Source organism: Ruegeria sp. BA12 (genome assembly GCF_056539625.1).
In genome coordinates this window covers 933325-953223 of sequence record NZ_JBQFVF010000001.1, presented here as the reverse complement: position 1 = coordinate 953223, position 19899 = coordinate 933325, and the positions used below count along the sequence as shown (strand labels likewise).

At 55.6% G+C, this 19899-nt stretch carries 21 protein-coding genes; 9 read left to right on the top strand and 12 right to left on the bottom strand.

Annotation, left to right across the window (positions count from 1 at the left end; genetic code table 11):
* Nucleotides 1-124 precede the first annotated feature (124 nt).
* Genes tcuB through ACR0B0_RS04685 form a run of 3 tightly spaced genes read right to left on the bottom strand, consistent with a single transcriptional unit; the run spans nucleotide 125 to nucleotide 3280 of the window.
* Nucleotides 125-1204, bottom strand: a complete 1080-nt coding sequence (gene tcuB / locus ACR0B0_RS04695) for a tricarballylate utilization 4Fe-4S protein TcuB (RefSeq protein WP_480646631.1) — start codon at nucleotides 1202-1204, stop codon at nucleotides 125-127.
* On the bottom strand, nucleotides 1194-2588 hold the full coding sequence (gene tcuA, locus ACR0B0_RS04690) for an FAD-dependent tricarballylate dehydrogenase TcuA (protein WP_480646629.1): 1395 nt from the start codon (nucleotides 2586-2588) through the stop codon (nucleotides 1194-1196). The genes tcuB and tcuA overlap by 11 nt, the downstream gene beginning before the upstream one ends.
* An 11-nt stretch (nucleotides 2589-2599) precedes the next feature.
* Nucleotides 2600-3280 (bottom strand): GntR family transcriptional regulator, encoded by a 681-nt coding sequence (locus tag ACR0B0_RS04685; protein ID WP_480646628.1) that lies wholly within the window; start codon nucleotides 3278-3280, stop codon nucleotides 2600-2602.
* A 168-nt stretch (nucleotides 3281-3448) separates the two neighbouring features.
* Between ACR0B0_RS04685 and ACR0B0_RS04680 the strand changes: the two genes are divergently transcribed.
* Complete coding sequence (locus ACR0B0_RS04680; RefSeq protein WP_480646626.1) at nucleotides 3449-4423, top strand: AbrB family transcriptional regulator; 975 nt, start codon at nucleotides 3449-3451, stop codon at nucleotides 4421-4423.
* Here ACR0B0_RS04680 and ACR0B0_RS04675 read toward each other — a convergent pair.
* From ACR0B0_RS04675 to ACR0B0_RS04655, 5 genes are all read right to left on the bottom strand, one after another.
* The gene (locus ACR0B0_RS04675) at nucleotides 4392-5372 is read right to left on the bottom strand and encodes a D-2-hydroxyacid dehydrogenase family protein (RefSeq protein WP_480646624.1); all 981 of its coding nucleotides are present in this window, start codon (nucleotides 5370-5372) and stop codon (nucleotides 4392-4394) included. The genes ACR0B0_RS04680 and ACR0B0_RS04675 overlap by 32 nt on opposite strands.
* Nucleotides 5369-5605, bottom strand: a complete 237-nt coding sequence (locus ACR0B0_RS04670) for a hypothetical protein (RefSeq protein ID WP_480646622.1) — start codon at nucleotides 5603-5605, stop codon at nucleotides 5369-5371. Before ACR0B0_RS04670 ends, ACR0B0_RS04675 begins: the two co-directional genes overlap by 4 nt.
* A 51-nt stretch (nucleotides 5606-5656) precedes the next feature.
* Nucleotides 5657-6745: a 4-oxalomesaconate tautomerase gene (locus ACR0B0_RS04665; protein ID WP_480646620.1), complete on the bottom strand. Its 1089-nt coding sequence runs from the start codon at nucleotides 6743-6745 to the stop codon at nucleotides 5657-5659.
* Between the two features lie 91 nt (nucleotides 6746-6836).
* Nucleotides 6837-8867, bottom strand: a complete 2031-nt coding sequence (locus ACR0B0_RS04660) for a tripartite tricarboxylate transporter permease (protein WP_480646618.1) — start codon at nucleotides 8865-8867, stop codon at nucleotides 6837-6839.
* An 80-nt stretch (nucleotides 8868-8947) separates the two neighbouring features.
* Entirely contained in the window at nucleotides 8948-10036 is a 1089-nt protein-coding gene (locus ACR0B0_RS04655) for a type 2 periplasmic-binding domain-containing protein (protein WP_170409817.1), read from the bottom strand.
* Between the two features lie 138 nt (nucleotides 10037-10174).
* Between ACR0B0_RS04655 and ACR0B0_RS04650 the strand changes: the two genes are divergently transcribed.
* The 5 genes from ACR0B0_RS04650 to ACR0B0_RS04630 all read left to right on the top strand — a co-directional run bounded on the left by ACR0B0_RS04650 (nucleotide 10175) and on the right by ACR0B0_RS04630 (nucleotide 15047).
* Nucleotides 10175-10843 (top strand): response regulator transcription factor, encoded by a 669-nt coding sequence (locus ACR0B0_RS04650; RefSeq protein ID WP_170409815.1) that lies wholly within the window; start codon nucleotides 10175-10177, stop codon nucleotides 10841-10843.
* Nucleotides 10840-12207, top strand: a complete 1368-nt coding sequence (locus tag ACR0B0_RS04645) for a sensor histidine kinase (protein WP_368040130.1) — start codon at nucleotides 10840-10842, stop codon at nucleotides 12205-12207. Before ACR0B0_RS04650 ends, ACR0B0_RS04645 begins: the two co-directional genes overlap by 4 nt.
* A gap of 193 nt (nucleotides 12208-12400) precedes the next feature.
* The gene (locus tag ACR0B0_RS04640; protein ID WP_480646615.1) at nucleotides 12401-12892 is read left to right on the top strand and encodes a hypothetical protein; all 492 of its coding nucleotides are present in this window, start codon (nucleotides 12401-12403) and stop codon (nucleotides 12890-12892) included.
* Between the two features lie 172 nt (nucleotides 12893-13064).
* Nucleotides 13065-14093 (top strand): alcohol dehydrogenase catalytic domain-containing protein, encoded by a 1029-nt coding sequence (locus ACR0B0_RS04635; RefSeq protein ID WP_480646613.1) that lies wholly within the window; start codon nucleotides 13065-13067, stop codon nucleotides 14091-14093.
* A 285-nt stretch (nucleotides 14094-14378) separates the two neighbouring features.
* The gene (locus ACR0B0_RS04630; RefSeq protein WP_480646611.1) at nucleotides 14379-15047 is read left to right on the top strand and encodes a YrbL family protein; all 669 of its coding nucleotides are present in this window, start codon (nucleotides 14379-14381) and stop codon (nucleotides 15045-15047) included.
* Nucleotides 15048-15165: 118 nt separating this feature from the next.
* On the opposite strand, the gene rpsI is transcribed toward ACR0B0_RS04630, so the two are convergent.
* Both rpsI and rplM read right to left on the bottom strand, forming a co-directional pair.
* Nucleotides 15166-15651 carry a 30S ribosomal protein S9 gene (gene rpsI / locus ACR0B0_RS04625; protein ID WP_039535473.1) on the bottom strand — a complete coding sequence of 162 codons (486 nt, stop codon included), beginning with the start codon at nucleotides 15649-15651 and terminating at the stop codon, nucleotides 15166-15168.
* A 6-nt stretch (nucleotides 15652-15657) separates the two neighbouring features.
* A complete protein-coding gene (rplM, locus tag ACR0B0_RS04620; RefSeq protein ID WP_170348665.1) occupies nucleotides 15658-16116 on the bottom strand; it encodes a 50S ribosomal protein L13 in 459 nt (152 codons plus the stop codon).
* Between the two features lie 237 nt (nucleotides 16117-16353).
* Here rplM and ACR0B0_RS04615 point away from each other — a divergent pair, with 237 nt between their 5' ends.
* Entirely contained in the window at nucleotides 16354-16716 is a 363-nt protein-coding gene (locus tag ACR0B0_RS04615; protein ID WP_480646609.1) for a nuclear transport factor 2 family protein, read from the top strand.
* Between the two features lie 4 nt (nucleotides 16717-16720).
* Here the strand turns inward: ACR0B0_RS04615 and ACR0B0_RS04610 are convergent, their stop codons facing one another.
* On the bottom strand, nucleotides 16721-18124 hold the full coding sequence (locus tag ACR0B0_RS04610) for an aminotransferase-like domain-containing protein (RefSeq protein WP_170394003.1): 1404 nt from the start codon (nucleotides 18122-18124) through the stop codon (nucleotides 16721-16723).
* A gap of 98 nt (nucleotides 18125-18222) precedes the next feature.
* Here ACR0B0_RS04610 and ACR0B0_RS04605 point away from each other — a divergent pair, with 98 nt between their 5' ends.
* Nucleotides 18223-18450, top strand: a complete 228-nt coding sequence (locus tag ACR0B0_RS04605; protein ID WP_170348662.1) for a DUF1127 domain-containing protein — start codon at nucleotides 18223-18225, stop codon at nucleotides 18448-18450.
* A 56-nt stretch (nucleotides 18451-18506) separates the two neighbouring features.
* Here ACR0B0_RS04605 and ACR0B0_RS04600 read toward each other — a convergent pair whose 3' ends face one another.
* Nucleotides 18507-18950 carry a PaaI family thioesterase gene (locus ACR0B0_RS04600; protein ID WP_480646607.1) on the bottom strand — a complete coding sequence of 148 codons (444 nt, stop codon included), beginning with the start codon at nucleotides 18948-18950 and terminating at the stop codon, nucleotides 18507-18509.
* A 58-nt stretch (nucleotides 18951-19008) separates the two neighbouring features.
* On the opposite strand from ACR0B0_RS04600, the gene ACR0B0_RS04595 reads away from it, so the two are divergent.
* On the top strand, nucleotides 19009-19794 hold the full coding sequence (locus tag ACR0B0_RS04595; RefSeq protein WP_170348660.1) for an enoyl-CoA hydratase: 786 nt from the start codon (nucleotides 19009-19011) through the stop codon (nucleotides 19792-19794).
* Nucleotides 19795-19899 lie beyond the last annotated feature (105 nt).

The following is a 19899-nucleotide window of genomic DNA, read 5'->3' as shown; positions in this document are numbered from 1 at the left end:
CCGTTGTGAGTGTAAGCCCACCCAGGGTTCGATTTCCTGTCTCTTCGCCATGACACCCTTGGCCACGGTACTCTCAGACCAATGATGCGATACGGTTTGTCCCACGCCCGGCTGCGATTGGTTTTTAACTGTTTGACATCAAGCCTCTTTTCCTTTGCGCATCCCTGACAAGAGCTGCAAGCCGGTAAAAACCGTGCGCCATCTTGGTATACGGCATCAAAACAAAGAACGTCAGGACCGATCCAAGATGGACGGCAAGCAGCGCTGGCATCATGGTTGTTGATCCGAGGGCATAAAGACCGAGCCCACTCAACCCCACAAACCCAAGCAACAGGGTAAAAGCGATCTCCCCTCCCCACGCGGAGGGATCACCGAGATTGCGGTCGGATTTTTGTTTCAGGTACACCATGGCGCCGCACCCCACTGTCAGCAAAACGCCGCCAGAAATTCCAAGCAGTTTAGGCAAGGACCAGAGCCCATAGGGCGCATGCATGCTAAAGCCATAGTGCATCACCGTTGCGACCGAAGTTGACGCAAAGCACAACAGGAAGCCATACATTATGGCTTGGTGAATGTGTCGCCGCGCTTGGCTGAAGCGATCTTCGTCCTCAAAATTGCAGCCCTCTGCGTGCCCAGCAGCAAGATCCTGCATCTTACCAGCGCGTTTGAAAGCAGCTGTCACGTCCGCAATTTGAACAGGCTTGCCGCCGACTTCGACCCAATAGCGCCTTAGGCTTAAAGCCATACTAAAGAGCGGCAGCAGGAAGGCAGGCGCAAAGATCGCGACCATCGCATTATGCGACAGGACGGCATAGAAGCCCTCGCCTCCGTTCGATCCAATGGCGCGAATGGCCCAGAACAGCAGGGCAAATCCGATCACAAGCGCCACGGCTATGGCGCCACCATGGGCGTGGAACCGACGCGCCAGAGGTTGCGGCCAAGCGAAGCTTTCCCAGCTGTCCCGCCGCACCTCGGCCAAAGCTTTCGGCAGCTTCAGGTCGAACTCATGCGGAGCTGTATATTGGCAAGCGTAATAGCAACCCCGGCAGTTGTGGCACAGGTTAGCCAGTTGCGTGATGTCCCCATCGGAAAACGCGCGTTCTGCATGCAAGGATGGAAAAACCGAGCAATAGCCTTCGCAATACCGGCAGGCGTTGCAAATTTCGGCCTGACGACGGGCCTCTTGTATCAGTTCAGTTTGCATAAGCGGCGGCCTCACGTCCTGCGATGCGTCCAAAAACGGTTCCTATGGTCATGCCAAAGCCCGCCAAGTAACCTTGTCCAAGGATCGACCCGGCCATGGTTTCTCCGGCGGCCCAAAGGTTTTTGATCTTACCGTCATCAGTCGAACACTGAGCGGTATCGTCGACCTTGAAACCCAGATAGGTGAAGGTCACGCCGGTGCGCAGCGAATAGCCATAGAACGGTGGCTCGGTGATCGGGCGGGCCCAGTTGGTCTTGGCCGGTGTCAGACCAGAGGTTGCAACCCCGTCCAATTCAGTTGGATGAAAGCCCGTTGTGTCACCACAAGCTGCATTGAATTCGCCCACAGTCCCGGTCAATTTTTCGGCTGGCAGGCCCATCATCCCGGCCAATTCTTCCAACGTATCCGCCTTATACGGCGGGAACACTGACGGCATAAACAAATTCAGCGATTTGGCATCGATAATCACATAGCCCACCTGATCCGGTTGGGCTGCTACAAGTCGTCCCCAGATCGCATAGCGCTTTGGCCAGACGTCCTCACCCTCGTCATAAAACCGTTCGGCATCTTTGTTCACAACGATGGAAAACGGCACGCAATCAAGACGAGTGACAATCCCGCCATCGAATTTCGGCGCGCGTCCGTCGATGGCAACGGCGTGACATTGAGTCGAATCTCCAACGCTCTCGACGCCTTGATCCAGAAGGTCTGCCAACACTACACCCCGGTTGTAGGGCGTTCCCCGGATCAAAAAGTTCTTTGCTGGCTCACCCCAGGCACGCGTAAGCCAATCGGTATCGGCCTGAAACCCGCCCGAGGCGACAATCACTGCTTTGGGTGTGATGCGATGCGACTGGCCTTCAAAGGTGTAATCGACCCACTCGATTTGGTCACCGCTCAGTTCCAGATGCGTAACCGCAGCCTCATAAAGCACATCAACGCCCAGACTAGCCGCCGTGCGGTAATAGGCATTCACCAACGACTTGCCACCCCCCATGAAGAATGCGTTGGTCCGTGCCAAAGACAGCGTTCCTGACAATGATGGCTGAAAGCGAACCCCATGTTCCTGCATCCACGTTAGGCACTCTTCTGAAGAACGGATTGCCAGCCGGGCCAGATGCTCATCGGTCTTTCCGCCGGTGACTTTCATCAAATCCGAGAGATATTCGTCTTCGCTGTATTCTTCGATAAGTGGACCAAGAGGAGATCTGTGCATGCAGCGGAAATTACGCGTGTGGCGAGAGTTTCCTCCGCGATACGGTTTTGGCGCCGTTTCAAGGATCAGAACTCGGGCGCCTGCCTCGGCAGCGGTCATCGCGGCACAGAGGGCAGCATTGCCGCCGCCAATCACAGCGATATCGTAAGCTTTACTTTTGGGGACCATGTCCTGACTACCTACTGGCTTTCGTCGATTGTGCGGTCGCGTTCCTGCAACGCACGTATCCGCATCCGTTGCGCGGCCTGAATATGCGCTCGCATTTCCATCTCGGCCGCAGCACCATCACAGGCTTTCAATGCGACCATGATGCGCCGATGTTCGGCCACTGCCGCCTCAGCCCTGTCACCATCCAGCAGTTGCGATGGCCCAAGGATCAACAGCGCCTTTTGAAGCGACAGCATGGATTTCGTCAAAAACCGGTTCTTGGCCGCGTCAAGCAAAGTGGCGTGAAAAACTCTGTTAATCCGTGCCGTATCTGTACCGGTGCCCGCTTCGGCCAGCCGGTCTGTCAGCACGTCCAGCTCATCCAGCTCGACTTCTGACGCCGCGCGAGCTGCCAGCCGGGCTGCGGTACCTTCCAACACCGCGCGCATTTCATAAAGCTCCATGATTTCGGCGTAATCCAGACTTCGAACGGTCGCGCCCTGCCGGGGAACATGGGTAACAAGGCCGTCGGCCTCAAGCTGCCGTATCGCCTCACGCACGGGGGTACGGCTGACGCCTAACCGTTCGGACAACTCGACCTCGCGCAGGCGTTCGCCGGGCAAAAGCGTGCCTTCGCGAATTTCTTCCAGCAAACGCTTATACGCGGAATTTCCTTGCGGACCGGGCTGGAAAGGGTCGTCCTGAATTGTCATTGCGGGCTCTCTTGTCATTGTGTGTCCTTATGTATACAAATGGATACATTGTGAGTCAACAACGCCGGAATTCTTCCCTTGTCCGACCAGTTAAAGACATCTTCTCTGTTGTTAAGACGGGCCGTAACACTCGGCCTTGCAGTATTGGGAACGGGAGTATTCTGGGCATTGAGCTTGCCGTTGCCCTTTCTATTCGGCCCAATGAGCGCTTGTCTGATTGCTGCCTTGGCTCATGCCCCCATGGCGGGTTTCGGTCAGGTCTCAGTCGCGGCTCGCACAATATTGGGTGTGGCGGTTGGGGCGTCTATTACACCGGCCCTGTTTGTTGAATTGCCAAAGATGGCAGCATCGATCGCGCTGATCCCGTTCTTCATCCTTTTGATCGCGCTGGTTGGGGTGCCATTCTTTCGAAAAGTCTGGGGCTTTGACACCACAACCGCTTTCTACGCGGCTATGCCCGGTGGATTGCAGGACATGATCATCTTCGGTTCCGAAGCCGGGGCAAACCCGCGTACCCTATCCCTGATCCATGGCACGCGTGTGCTGATCATCGTGACGCTGGCCCCTTTGTTTTTAACCGTGTTTTACGACGCACAACTCACCAACCCTATCGGAGAGCCCGCCCGCGACCTGCCCTTGCGTGAACTGGCGCTTATGGTTCTGGCGGCCTTTGTCGGCTGGAAAGGCGGCGAACGGATCGGCCTGTTCGGCGCGTCCATACTGGGACCAATGATACTGACTGCGGCGCTGTCTCTGGGGGACTTCATTCATACCCGCCCGCCGCGCGAGGCCATCCTTGCGGCGCAGTTCTTTATCGGCTGCGGGATCGGTGTAAAATTTATTGGCGTCACATGGGGTGAATTGCGCAGGGTTGTTGCAGCGGGCTTTGCCTATGTCGTCGTGCTAGCCATACTTGCGGCCGCCTTTACTGCTGTCGTCACTACACTGGGCTTCGGTCAGCCGGTTGAGGCATTTCTTGCTTTCGCACCCGGCGGACAGGCTGAAATGACGGTTCTAGCCATCGTTTCGGGGGCAGATCTTGGCTTTGTGATCACCCACCACCTGACGCGGATCGTTCTGGTCATCATCGGCGCGCCCATCGCGGCCAATCTTATCTTGCGTTGGTCCAAATCTCGGGATTGATCATGTGAATCGGAGCATTCTCGGCATAGGCGTTAACCTGATCGAAGATGTCGGCAAATTGCAGGTCGAACTCATCTTCGGTGACGAAACCGATATGCGGGGTTGCGATCAGGTTGGGATGCAACAGCAACGGATCATTCGGATCTGTAAGGGGCTCTGTATCAAAGACATCAATTGCGGCCTTACCAGGACGACCCGCGTTTAACGCGTCAAGCAACGCACCGGGAACAATTAGCCCTGCACGGGATGTATTCACAAACAGCGCGTCTGATTTCATCTGCGCGAAATCTGACGCCGTGACTATCCCATGCGTGTCTGGTTTCAGGCGCACATGGATCGAGACGACGTCACTGTTGGCAAAGAACGCGTCGCGGTCGGGCGCGACCTGTACTCCATCTGCTTGTGCCCGTGCCCGTCCTTCGTCCGAAGACCACCAGACGACGTTCATACCGAACGCCTCGGCATAACCAGCGACGGCGCGGGCAATACGGCCATAGCCATAAAGGCCCAGCTGCCGCCCCCTCAGTGTTTTGCCTACTCCGGCTTGCCAATGCCCCGCTTTGGCCGAGGCTATCTGTGCAGGTAAATCGCGCATCCCAGCCATGATCAGCGCCCAGGTGAGTTCGGCAGCGGCATATGAGGGCGTCCCGCCATGCATGTTCGAACACAGCAGTACGCCGTGGTCCGAGCATGCCTGCACATCGACATGGGGGTACACGCTGCGCTGGCTGATAAGTTTCAGGTTGGGCAGTTTTTCAATCAAGGCGCGACTGATTTTGGTGCGTTCGCGAAACAGCACCAGCGCCTGAGCCTGATGCAAGCGCGCGGCCAGTTCGTCGGTGTCTTCGACATGATCGGTCCAGACCTTCACGTCATGTTTGGAAAGCTTCCCAAAACAGGGCAGACCCTGCAGCGTATCAAACCAATCATCCAGAATGTGAACCTTCATCGGCTTTCTATACCCTGCCCTGCTGTCAGCTTTCTTGGTGTCGGCACAAAATGCTGCGCGTCGAGTGCGGCAAGCGCACTTCGAACGCGTTCGCTTTGATCAAGTAAATGGTTGAACTGCTCATCGCATCCGGCGATCGGTGTTGGGTATTCCGACATGTCCCGCCTTAGGGCCGCCTGCGCCAACCTGAGTTCCTGACGCGCAATATCAAGGCATTCAGAATAGTCGTCCATCGTGGCACCCTTAAATTGTATACCAACGTATACCAACTTATGATCCGTTTTTCAACTCCCGTTCCATACAGATTCCGGCACATAGACATGTCCATCCGCCAACTTCCGCGCGGTCCGCACCAGACCTGCTGAGTTGACTTTGAACTCCCGGCCATTTGAAAAGTCCACTAACACGTCGATGTTGCCTGATGCATGTTCCAGCACAACATCAGCCGGGCTTGCCTCGGGTCGATCCAACAAACTGTCGGCGACTGTTCCGGGTGTCAAAGCGCAAGACGCCATACATTGTGCGCCGGTAACGGCCATGGTCGGATGAGTCTTCCACGGCATGAAATACCGAATTGCTAGGGTTCCACCTTTCTTGGCGGGCGCGACAAGGCCGAATTTGGGTGTCACTGATTTTGACACGTCCCCCATGCCCATCAATTTTCCGGCTTCGATCCGAACCGCCTCCATCCGGTCAAAGAAACCGCGGTTGGCATCCAACTCATCAGCGCTTTCATACCCTGTCAGGCCGAAATCTGAGGCCCGAGCGATGGCCATTGGCATGGCGACATCCATACAGGTCAGCTCGATCCCCTGCACTGTATCGCGCAGGTGTCCGGTGGGCAGGAACGCACCGGTGGCTGATCCTACAACTCCCATGAAACTAAGTTGTACCGGCGCTGATTGCCCGGGTACCCCGGCGATTTCTGCATCGCCTTCATAAACCAGCTCTCCCCCCGGTGTCTGCACTTTGGCTACAACACGGGCACCCGTGTTGACTGCGCGAATGCGAACCTCCGTCACATCACCTTGTGGCTGGAACAAACCCATTTCGATCGCAGCCGGAGCGACGCCGGACAGGATGTTGCCGCAGGTGGGTTTGAAATCGACCAACTTCTCTTCAACCGAAACCTGCGCGAAGAAATAGTCGATATCGGCCCAGTCATCGTCGCTGACCGACAGCATTGCAACCTTTGTGGTCACCGCTGTACCGCCACCGATCCCGTCGATGTTGATTGATTGCCCTGCCCCAAGGGCCGCGACCAGAACGTCGGCCAACCTGTCCCGATCTTCAGGCAGATCAGAGCGGCGGAAATAAGGCCCCCGCGAAGTGCCGCCACGCATGAAAATATACGGGATTGCTGTCTGGGTCATAGCGAACCGTCCTTTACAAACCGTGTGAGATTTTTTGTGAATTCAGCCCCGTGCTGCGTGCTGTTCATCAGGTCGGGCATCATTGGACCGCTTACTTCAGTGGCCATGGCAAGCTGACCATGTCTTGCAGTAGACCCGGCGGGAAATCCCGGTTCAGAGCACCTGCCATGAAGCACATGAAGCCAATGCCGCAGGCGGTCAGGATCAGAGTTAACCGCCAATCCGCCCCGGAACGAATGCGAAAGAAGGCGATCAGGAACCCAAGCAAGGCGAGGATGAAACCCACAACCCAAGTGGCCGCGATCAAACTGGCGAACCATGCCAAGGTAGACCAGAGGCCGTGAGGCGCGCTCGCGTCCTCGCCGGCGATCTCTTTGTCTGCAAAGATTGGATCACCCTCGGGCCGCCGTGTCATCTGGATCAGCAATACAACGCAACAGAACAAAGACACGCTGCCGATCACCAGCGGGATGATCTTGTCGGTCATGTTGTAGTCGGGGATCATATTGGCGTTCACCAAAGCGACGATCAGATAGGCCATGATCACCAGCAGGAAGATCAGTGGCGCACGTTTGGTGCCGGCTTGAACATCACCCTCGGCCATGATCATCTTGGCTTGTCGAATACCTAGAATGATCGAAACAACCGTAACCACGATCAGCACGATGACGATTGGGCTGAACACGTACTCCATCCCCTCACCAAAGCTTTTGCGGAACCGGAAAGAGGCGATCTGGAACGCCTGATTGGTGAACTTCTCAACCGGGTTTGACAGGACAAAACCGATCAGGAAAGCCGGGCGCGACCAGTCGAAACGGCGCAGGAAGATGCCAATCAGACCGATGACAAACAAGGCCAGAAGATCTTCGAAATTCTGACCAGACTGAAAGGCCGCAAAGCTGATCAGCATGAACAGGAACGGCGCCAGATAGGTGAAGCGGATGGTTGTCAGTTTGGCGATACCGCCCGAAGCGGCGATACACAGAATGGTTCCAACGACGTTGGCCAACGCCAACAGCCAGACGATGGAATAGGTAATGTTGAGATTGTCCTTGAGCATGCTCGGGCCAACCTCAATGTCGCCAGACCCCAACAATGCAACTGCACCGATGAAAATCGCCATCGATCCCGAACCTGGAATACCAAACAGCAAAGTAGGAACAAGCCCACCACCCTCTTTCGCGTTGTTCGAGCTTTCCGGGCCAATGACCCCGCGCACTTCGCCCTTGCCAAAGTTGCTCTTGTCTTTGGTGGTTTGCACCGAGTGGCCATAGGCGATCCAGTCGACGACCGAACCTCCGAGGCCGGGGATGACACCGACAACCACACCGATGATCGAACACCGGACCGACAGCCAGATATTCGCAGCCCAATCCTTTACACCATCCAGCCATCCAGCCCCCAGCGAGGCCCCCTTGGCGATAGATCGATCCTGTCGCAGCAAAGAGACGATTTCGGGGACGGCAAAAATACCCAAGCCCACGATGACCAGTTTCAGACCGTCTGTCAGATAAGGAATGTCGTAAGTCGCCATCCGCAGCGACCCGCCCGCATCGGCCTCACCGATGGTGCCGACCATCAGGCCCAAACCCGCAGCGGCGACGCCTTTCAGCGGAATGCGCCCCGCCAGAATAGCAACCATCGACAGGCCGAGAATGGTGATCATCAGCATCTCGGGCAGGCCAAAGGCCAGCACGATTGGTCGCGCGATCAGAATGAACATGGTCAGGAAGGTCGCGCCAACGAGCCCGCCAAACAACGAAGACGAAAAGGCCGCTGACAAGGCCCGCGCAGCCTCGCCCTTTTTCGCCATAGGGAACCCGTCCAGCACCGTGGCCTGCGAAGCAGAGCTGCCGGGAATACCCATTAAAACAGATGCGAACGTGTCCGAAGTGGGCACAACAGCGACCATTCCGATCATCAGCGCCAGCCCCAGGATCGGGTCCATGCCGAACATGAATGGCAGCAACAGGGAAAGACCGGCTATGCCACCGAGGCCAGGAAAAACCCCTACGGCCAGCCCCATGACAACACCCAAAATTAGGTATCCCAGAACGATGGGTTGCAGGATCAGACCCCACGCCTCTCCAAGCGCAGGAAGAGCGGTGGCGAAAACCTCCATAGCGGCCGCCTTTCATAAATTGTCTTGTGTATGGAAAAGCGCGCGCCCTTCGTTACAGGCGCGCGCTGCGGCTTATCGGCTTAGTTCAGCTCGACGCCATAGGCCTCTTTCAGCCAATTCAGGACATATTCCTTGGCATTGTCGTCGACATTGGTTGCCGTCTGCAGCGCCGACTTAGAACCGTCACCGACGAAAACCGGGTATTTCCCAACGCGCTTGGAAGAGATATCAGCAAAATCCCCGCGCTCAGTCACAGCCTGAAATGCGGCGGTATAAGCATCGACCACTTCCTGCGGTGTGTCGCCCGGCAGAAAGGCCAGTTTCTGTACCGGGAAACCAGCAACGAAGAAGGCTTTCCATGCGTCCCAGGCCTCGCCGCTGGTTTCACAACCATCAGTGGCCTCGCAAACCTCTTTAAAGGTCGGAATGTCCGGGAAGGTCGGGTCGCGGACGATGTTACCGTCAGCGTCCAGTGCGCCCCACGTCATCATTGGCACGGCCTGACCGGCCTCGACCAGCGGTGCCGAACCGCCCAGATACCCGGACGACGTCTGGTAGTCGATGTTGGCTTCACCGCGCTCAAACATCAGTCGGCCGTCGCCACGACCCTTGATGCCAAATACCGGCTCAACATTCATACCCAACATTTGCCATGCCAAAAGCGGCACGAGGTCCAGCCGGGTCGCGCCCTGCGAACCGTAAATGAAGTTGGTATCTTTCAGTGCATTTGCGGAACCATCAAACTTGGCGCCGTCCTCGGCGTTCAGATAAGCGACACCGCCGGTGCCGGACGCCATCACAGGAATCCAATCATTGTATTCATAGCGGACGCGCGGATCGCTCAGCAGATACGGGAACTGTGTCGAACCCGAGGTGCCGAACAGCAAAGTTCCATCATCGTGCGCCTGTTCCTGGAACCAGTTGGCACCTTTGGTCGAACCTGCGCCGGGCATGAACTTAACAACCACGGTTGGCTGTCCTGGCAGAGCCTCGGACAGAAGTGGTGCAAAGAAATTGGCCCATTTGGCCGAACCGCCCGTTTCCGAAAACGGGATGACCCATTCGATAGTCTTGCCTGAGAAGTCGACCTCGGCTGCGGCGGGTGCCGTGAGACCGGCGGCGGCAATCAGCCCCACGACGGCGCGACGGGTGAATTTGGAAATGGCCATTGGTTCCTCCCTGTTGACCAGACAACCATGCCAGCGACTGTCGCGCCACCATGATCGTAAATGAACTGTGGGGTTGATTCCCCCTCCCATCTGGCAATCATGGAGTGCCAACCTTGCGCGAAACTTGCAGGAGACCCGATGCGGATCGTCATCGTCGAGGATAATGAACCCCTTGCCAACGCAATTGCCTATCGTCTGCGAGACCGAGGACATGCAGCAGATGTACTGACCGACGGCGACGCAGCGAACCTGTATCTTGAACAGGAAAGCGCGGACTTGATCGTTCTGGACATCAACTTACCGGGCCGGTCCGGGCTGGAAATTCTGAAATCGCTGCGCAACCGTGGAGACAGTGCGCCCGTAATTCTGCTGACTGCACGCACTGAGACAAGCGACCGGGTGTCTGGCTTGGACATGGGGGCCGATGATTATCTGGTCAAACCCTTCGAAATGGACGAGTTGGAGGCACGCATCCGGGCGCTTTCACGCCGCAAACAGCTTGATTACGGAGCGCGGGAAAGCATCGGCAGCCTAGAGTTCGACCGCACTGCTCGTCAGGTCAGCGTTAAGGGTGAGGTGATGGATATTCCGCGACGGGAAATAGCGGTGCTGGAATGCCTGTTGGAGCGTCGGGGCAGGATCGTTCCCAAAAGCCAACTAACTGATTACGTCTATGGTGTAGGGGCGGATGTCGAGGTTTCGGCTGTTGAACCTCATGTGTCGCGACTGCGAAAGCGCCTTCAAAACCTAGGTATAAAGATTAAGACAGCCCGCGGTCTGGGGTATCTGCTTGAGGTGCAGAAGTGATTAACCACGGCTCGCTCAGGCTAAGGCTGTTCATTCTTATCCTGACACCTTTGGTGCTGCTTGCAGTGCTGCTTGGGTTTTGGCGTTTTATGGTTGCCCAGAAGACCGCTCAGGAGCTTTTTGACGACAGTCTACTCTCAGCTGGCCTGGCAATTTCGCGTGATGTGGCGATTTCGGGCGGTGATGCTTTGTCGCCCACCACACGCAGTCTGATCCGCGACGCATCGGGCGGTGAGATCTTCTATCATGTGACTGGCCCCGGCGGCATTTACGTGACGGGTTATGCCTACCCTCCGGCATCCGCGAACTCGTCGGTGCAAGAGGTGTACAAGCCACAGTTTTTCGAAGCGATCTACCGCGATGAACCGGTGCGCGTTTTAAAGATGACAGAACGTGTGACCTTGGAAAATCTTGTTGGTGATGCGACGGTCACGGTTTGGCAACGGATGGCGGATCGCAACGCATTTGCCAATGAACTGTCCATTCGCGCCGGAATTGTCATGGGCATCCTGCTGGCCACCTTGGCTGTTGTGGTATGGTTCGGCGTGGCGCGTGGCCTGAGACCATTGCTGGATTTGCAGGACGCAATCGACCTTCGTTCGCCAGATGACTTAAGTGAGATTAAGCGTCCTGTCCCGGACGAAGTGCAAGGTGTTGTAAAGACCTTGAACCGGCTCTTTGGGCAGGTCGAACACAGCATCAACGCCCATCAGGTTTTCATATCCGAAGCAGCTCATCAGTTGCGGAATCCGGCGGCCGCAGTCCAGTCGATGGCCGAGGCGCTTCGGGATGCGAAAACGGATGAAGACCGAGAAAAACGCATCCACGAGCTTGTGTCAGCCGCAAAGAACTCGGCAACGGTGGCCGAACAACTGTTGTCACTTGAAAGGCTCAGGCAACCGACGCACCAGGATCAAATGGATGAGATTGATTTCCGCTTGGTTGTGGAAGAAGCCTGTGCCGAGATGGGTGTTCACATCCTGGCGAAGGGTATCGAGTTTGACGTTACGATGCCCGAGGCGGCGATCATGGTGTCCGGTGATCGGGTGTTTTTAACTGAGGCCCTGAAGAACCTTTTGGACAACGCAGTAAAGCACGGCGGCACCAAGTTGAGCCGAATTTCTGTTGTGCTGCAGCGTGACGAAGGCGCGGTCAGTGTAACCGTAGCGGATGACGGAGCGGGCCTTTCGCCCGATCAAAGCGAAGCGGCCTTCAGTCGGTTTTCGCAACTGGACTATTCCGAAGGCAGCGGGTTGGGGTTGTCAATCGTTTCAGCCGTGGCTCAACGGCATGGGGGATCGGTGTCGATCAACCAAGTCGAAAAAGGAGCAAGCATCACGCTTGAGCTTCCAATCGCCCTTTAAAACGGACGAATCCGTATGCTGAGCCGTGAAACCGCGCATCTAAATGTATAGCGGCGTGTTATTGCCGCTCGCTCTTCGCGGATAGGCATAGCATGGCTCAATCCACGGATTTGAAAAGAATTTCCGGGATTTCCCCTTTGAACTCGGGTAATTTTGACCCATCTCGGCGACACATTTTCCAAAGGAGAGACACATGTCGCGTACTATCATATTGGCCGTGGTCATCATTGCCGCTGGCGCAGGAATTTATTTTTACACGACCCAACCAGACCCCACACCCGCCGAACAATTGCAATCGGCGGCAGAGGACGCTTCTGAGGCTGTTAGCGAAGCGGCAAGCTCTGTGACCGAGCAAGCCAGTGAGGCCGCGTCCTCCATCTCGGAACAGGCCTCAGATGCGGCTGAACAAGCAGGGCATACAGCCACGGATCTGGCTGATCAGGCCAGTGATCAAGTTGCCGCCTTGGCAACTCAGGGCCAGGATCTACTAAATTCATGGATTGAAGACGGCACACTGACCCTTGATAATTTTGACTATGACACGTTGGTCGCCTCGGTTCAGGAAAGCGATCTGGCGCAGAACCTTAAAACACAAGCCATCCAAATTCTGGACGATATCAAAGCATCGCCTGAAACGATCGCGACAAAGATCCAAGAACTCAGCAATCTGCTGTCAGGACAGTGAAACTTGGCGGGCTGCCATTCGGGGCAGCCCGTCCTCTTTTGGCGTAATCATTATTCCAATCACGTCATCTTGCGTGTCGATTGGTCTTCCACATTGCATTTGATTGGTTGCGATCCAGCAGAACGCAACTCAAATTCTTTAATGCTGCGCCGCTCAATCGGAAGGAACGTCCATGACTACCTTGCCCGCGACCATGTTCGCAACCGTTCTGACACAAGACGGATATTCCGGTGAAGCCACTGGCCCTTATATCGACAGCGCCGGGGATTGGTTGGCCGAGGTGGAACTGCCCGTACCCGAGCCCGGTCCCGGACAAGTTCTGATCAAACTACGTGCGGCCTCGGTCAATCCGTCCGACATCCACTTCATCAAAGGTGAATATGGGCAGCCGCGCGTCAAAGGTGCCCCGGCTGGATTCGAAGGGTGTGGAGATGTCGTCGCAACCGGTTCTGGTGCCGAAGCATTGCGCGGTCAGCGGGTTTCCTTTGTCACTGCGGGTTCCGGCGCGTGGGCAGAATACGTACTGGCCCCGGCGATAATGTGCATTTCGCTGCGCCCCGAGATTTCCGACGAGGATGGTGCAGCTCAGATCGTGAATCCTCTTACAGCAATGGCAATGGTCGACATCGCGCGCACAACTGGAGAGGCGTTTGTCGTTTCGGCAGCGACCAGTCAGTTGGGCAAACTGATGTGTGGCCTCGGACGCGATCTCGGCTTGAAACCGATTGCCTTGGTCCGCCGGGCAGAAACCGTGGGCACCCTAATGGAACTTGGCGCATCGGACGTGTTAGTGACCACCGATCCAGATGTTGTTATAAAATTCGCTAACCTTAGCAAGGGTTTGAAACCCCGTGTTTTTCTAGATGCGGTGGCCGACCAACTGTCCGAGCAGATTTTCTGTTCTATGCCCAACCATGCCCGCTGGATCTGCTACGGAAAGCTCAGCCCCGACCTACCGACTTTAACACAGGCTGGTCAGCTCATCTTTATGGGAAAACAGATTGAAGGGTTCTGGTTGACCAATTGGATTACATCCACGCCACCCGCTGATCAGGCGCGGGTTGTGGCGGAAGTTCAGGCCCGTTTCGCTGACGGACGATGGAAAACCGACATTTCAAAACGGCTCACCTTAAAAGATGTGGTGTCAAGCTTGGCGAACGCTCTGACAAAGAGAGACGGAAAGGTAATCATCACTCCTTAGCGAAACGACGCTCTGGTTAAGGGAATCTCCTCGGTTCGTTTTGCGTGTCGTTCTTGCTGTGACAGTGGGCGTGATTGGCCAGAACGGTGCCGTTGATCGGTGTGCTAAAGTTCGTTTGCCAACTTCGGGAACAATCAATTTATCTCTAAAAAACTATTTATTACCAATAAGGTATACAACTTATTTGAGCCAATATGATTTGGGCGGTCGCTTGTACCTTTTAGGTGGAATTTCAGAGGCACTGCCACAGCTTGCACCATCACGAAACTGTTATAATTTTACAGCATGGCCACGACTCGAATCGACAATCTGGTAAGGCTCAAAAACTCTGAGGTGATTGCTCAGGGTAATCGGCAGTTTGTCTACATGCACCCGGGTACGTCAGACGCGCTTCTAAAAATACCGCAGCCTGACACAATGGATGGTCAGGATGGTCTATTAGGGGATACTTGGTTCGATCGAACGTTTCGGCGATCTACTGTATTCAAAGGTTTCCTGCGCGAGTTTCACGAATCCTTTGACCTTATGGTGCGTTACCAGCACAGGGATGAGGCTATTCCTGTTTGCGAGGTCCGGGGTGTTGTGCAAACCGATATCGGCCTTGCCCTCGTCTATGAACGAATTTCCGAACCCGACGGGCAGTTGTCGCCCAGCCTGAAGGAATTGGCCAAAAGCGGACGCATTACGCGAGAACACTTAAATTCTCTGCACAAACACTTCGATATGTTGATCGAAGAACAGATCCTTATCAGCAACAAGAATACCGGCAATATTGTCTATCAAACGTTTTCTGACGGGTCTGGCCGCTGGGTGTGGATAGACAGTTTTGGTAGCAAGCAGATGATCCCCGTTCGCCGCTGGTTTCGGTCTTTGAACCGGCGCAAGATCAATCAGATCAGAGAGAAATTTACGACCGTTGCCGAGAACGCTTTGCTCTCGAAGTCAGAGCGTTAGTCAACAAACCTCTCTTTGGCCAAAGAAACTACTCACTGGGTATCGGTCAAATATTGATTGCCCAAAAGAAAACGGTCGCAATTTCTTGCGACCGTTTGAAATTTGTATATTGCAGCGATTAACGCTTGGAGAACTGGAACGAACGACGCGCTTTGCGCTTACCGTATTTCTTACGTTCCACAACGCGGCTATCGCGGGTCAGGAAGCCAGCGGCTTTCAGTGCGCCACGCAGCGACGGATCGTACAGTTGCAGCGCTTTCGAGATGCCGTGCTTGACCGCACCGGCCTGACCGGTCAGGCCACCGCCTTTGACGGTTGCGACAACGTCGAACTCACCTTCTACACCAGCAACCTGGAACGGCTGGCGCAGGATCAGCTGCAGAACGGGACGAGCAAAGTACTTGTCCTGATCCTTGCCGTTTACGGTGACCTTGCCGGAACCCGGCTTGATCCAAACGCGGGCAACAGCGTCTTTACGCTTACCGGTGGCGTAGGAGCGGCCCAGCTCGTCACGCACGGGTTCACGCACGATGACTTCTTCGGCCACGGTTTCAACGCCTGCGACGGCGCTCAGCTCTTCGAGAGTATTGATCTGATCAGCCATCGGTCATTAGCTCCGGGTGTTTTTCTTGTTCATGGACTTAACGTCCAGAACTTCGGGCGCTTGCGCCTCGTGGGGATGCTCGGCACCGGCGTAAACGCGCAGGTTGGTCATAACCTGACGCGACAGGCGGTTGCCCGGCAGCATACGCTTGACCGCTTGGGTCACGACGCGCTCGGGGTGTGCACCCTCGAGGATCTGCTGCTTGGTGCGCGACTTGATGCCGCCCGGGTGGCCAGTGTGCCAGTAGAAGTTTTCTTCGCGCTTCTTACCGGTCATCTGGATTTTGTCAGCGTTGATCACGATGACGTTGTCGCCCATGTCCATATTCGGGGTGAACGACGCTTTGTGCTTGCCACGCAGGCGCATGGCGACGATCGAGGCAAGACGGCCCAGAACAACGCCCTCGGCGTCGATCAGGATCCATTTCTTGTCGATGTCTGCAGGTGTTGCAGAAAAGGTTTTCATGGCAGGATAGTCCTGTTTGATGTGAAAGACCGCCCCAAATCAGAGCGGCCCGAATTCGATGGAGCGTATTTAGAGGCCCCTGCAGCGCAGGTCAACAACACTAATCTCTTTTAAATATAGTAATATCAATGCATTATAAAATAGGTATTATTTTACCCCACGATTAAGCCCCTTTACCCCTGCCCCGCCTCGCTCGCTATACTGAATAAGCAAGTCGACTCAAGGAGCGTGAATACTATGGAGTGGCAACAAACCATCGCTGACTACGGCGCATCCTGGCAAGAGACGGACCCGGATAAGCGCCTTGTGCTTTTGACAAAGTGCTTTGCTGAAAACGGCCGCTATGTCGACCCGACTGCCGAAGTGAATGGCCGCGTGAACCTGTGCGATCACATTGGCGAAGTTCTACAGAGTTCTGGTGGACGTGTTGAACTGACAAGCGAACCGTCCAACCATCACGATGTTGTCCATTTCACTTGGCACATGGTTAGTCCAGAAGGCAGTATCGTTGTGTCTGGTCACGATTTTGTTCGTTTGGATGCCGGGGGTAAAATATCCGATTTGGCGGGTTTCTTTGGTGATCCGACCCCACTGAATTGAACGATTAAACACTGATCTGTTCCGGCGGATTGTCCAGCAGACGCCGCAACCTGTGCATCGCATCCTCAAACCGCTCCAGGGACACATGCCCGTTCATGGCTATACGAACCGCATTTGGGGCCCGTCCGTCCCGCAGAGCGAACTCATCGGCAGACCGAAGCTGTATCCCCTCTCGTTCAGCCGCACGGCTGAAGGCTGCGGCGCGCCAACCCGAAGGCAAGTTCAGCCACACAAAAGGCACATCCGGTGCCCAGTTCAAATCGAACCCGCCCAAGGCGTTGACCGCAACGCGAACATATTCACCCATTCGAACCCGCACGTCCCTTGCAATCTGCAGCGTACGAGGATCAGACAGCAGCAACCTGGTCAATTCCGCCAACGGCTGCGCCAAACCAAAGTACCCGTATTCCGCCGAACGCCGCAGGTCGACGCTCCGCTCACGCGGGGCAATAGCAAACCCAACACGCAGCGCAGGTGTCAGAGTTTTCGAGATTGAAGATACATGCCACCCCCGTTCCGGTGCCAAAGCACGAAAGCTGGGTTCACGAGCGTCGCCCATGCGATAACAATCATCCTCGATGATCTGAAGGTCAAAGCGCCGGGCCACATCGACAATTTCTTTCCGACGTTCAAGCGGTGTATGCGCGCCGGTCGGATTCTGTACCTCTGGTGAAACGCAGATGGCTTGTGCTGGTGTCTGGCGCAGGACATGTTCCATCGCGGACGGATCGACGCCCCACTTATCCATTTTCACGCCAACCACATCAGCGCGCATCAATTCCCCGGCCCGGCGGAACCCGGCATAGGAAAGGTCTTCGACCAGAACGACCGGTTTTGGCCCCCGCAGGATTGTTTGAAACACAAGGCACAGCCCATTTTGCCCCCCATGCGTCAGCACAATATCGTCATGCGACAATGCACCCAAAGGTAGGTCAGACAGCCACTCCACCACCGCCTGCCGCATGGGTTGATAGGCGTCGCGGGTCGGGTAGTTCAAAAATAGACCCGGATCAGCCTGGGCCACTTTTTGCAGGCACTCCCGGATTAGCGAGACCTGCCCAACATCCGCCAATCGTGGGCTGAACAGGCTGACATTGGCGTTGTACTTGTTGTCTTGCAAATGCAGCTGACGGGCCCAGACATCATCCAGGATTGGCGATTTGGGCGGGGCGACAAATGTACCACGCCCGACCTCGGCGTGTAACAATCCCTCATCCGTCAAAATCGTATAAGCCCGCGCAACTGTGCCCGGCGTGATTTGTAACCGATACGCCAATTCACGCACTGGGGGCAGCTTTGTCCCGACCTCCAGCAACTTGTTATCAATCGCTTTTCTGATTGTATCAGCGACCAGAGTATATTTCGGCCCCTTGGATTTTGGCAGCGATTCCGGCCAAATTGTATCCATTACAATTCTTCCTTTGATTTTGGCACAATCCTGAATGTATCAAGCACATATACCGAACACTTTAACTTTGTGTCAATACAATTTGAAAGGATACCCTGATGACACGCTCGATGCACAACCCCGCCCTCTTGCTGCTGAACGACAGCCCCCGGCTGCCGCTGATCGCCGCGCTGGCCGTGCGGTTTGCGGCGACGGTCACGAAATGGGAACGTCAACGCCGTAGCCGGCTCAATCTGTCCAAGCTGGATGACAGGCTTCTTAAGGATGTCGGTCTGACAAGATATCAGGCTCGTCAGGAATTCACCCGCCCATTCTGGCAGGGTTGAGTTTTCCCCAGTCCCTTGATGGGACCTCTTCCTGGCCGGGCTTCGCCCGGCCTTTTTTATCCGAAGGCCGCCGCGGCCGATCCTTCGGGAGGTAATGAATAGGTCATCGTGGCGCGCGCGACGGGTTTGTCCGACCCTTCTGAAAACATCAGCACATCCCCAACAGCCAGACTGCGGCCCAGCTTTAGCAGTCGACATCGGGCAATAATATCTTTGCCGCCCTCGGGTTTTCTTAGAAAATCCAAGGAGCTGTTCGTGGTAACGGCCAAAGATTGGCGTCCCTTGCGTGCCAGGATCATCGCATAGACACTAACATCCGCCAGCCCGAACATGGATGGCCCTGAAACCGTACCGCCAGGGCGCAGATGGCGATCTTCGACAACCAAACGCATCTCGATCGAGTCCTCATCCAGCTTTTCCACGACGAAATCCCGATGTACCTGTGGGAAGATTTGCCGCAGGTATTCCATCAGGTCTTCCCGGCTCATGACCAATGACATGCTTCCCCTCCTCGACTTGCCGACCTAGAGTTGGCCCAACATCGCTACGGAGGGCAAGATGGCAATTTTGGAACGTAACGACACAGGCGCAGTCGCCACACTGACAATGAACGCGCCCGATCGTCTGAACGCCCTGAGCGACGAAATGCTGGCTGCCCTGCAATCCGAGTTCGACAGCCTGCGCGATGACAGCGCGATTCGGGCGGTTATCCTGCGCGGTGAAGGCAAAGCGTTCTGTGCGGGTCATGATCTGAAACAGATGACAGCCGGACGTCAGGCCGAGGACGGCGGCAAAGCTTATTTCCAGGGCTTGTTCGCCAGATGCACCCAGATGATGCTGTCAATCCGGTCCCTGCCCCAACCGGTCATCGCACAGGTCCACGGTATCGCCACCGCTGCGGGATGCCAGTTGGTCGCCACCTGCGATCTGGCCGTCGCGGCTGAAGGTACGCGGTTTGGCGTGAACGGTGTGAATATCGGTTTGTTCTGCTCGACACCGATGGTTGCCCTCAGCCGGAACATCTCGCGCAAGCGCGCGTTCGAGATGCTGACGACTGGCGACTTTATCTCGGCCGAAACCGCAGCCGAGCTGGGTCTGATCAATCGCGTCGTGCCCGAAATGCTGTTGGAGCACGAAACAGTGTCGCTTGCCGATCAGCTTGCGGCCAAATTGGGTTCGGCTGTGAAAATCGGCAAACAGGCCTTCTACAAGCAGCTGGAAATGCCTCTGGAGCAGGCCTATGACTATACCGGAGACGTAATGGCGCAGAATATGCTGCATCGCGATACCGAAGAAGGCATATCTGCATTTATCGAAAAAAGGCCGCCGAACTGGCACCAATAAAGCGATTATTGTCAACAATTTTTACGATTGTTCGTAATTTTGCACTTCCCAAAAGGGCGACACTGTGGCAATGCTGGGACAGGGCTATGGCTCTAGATACACTTT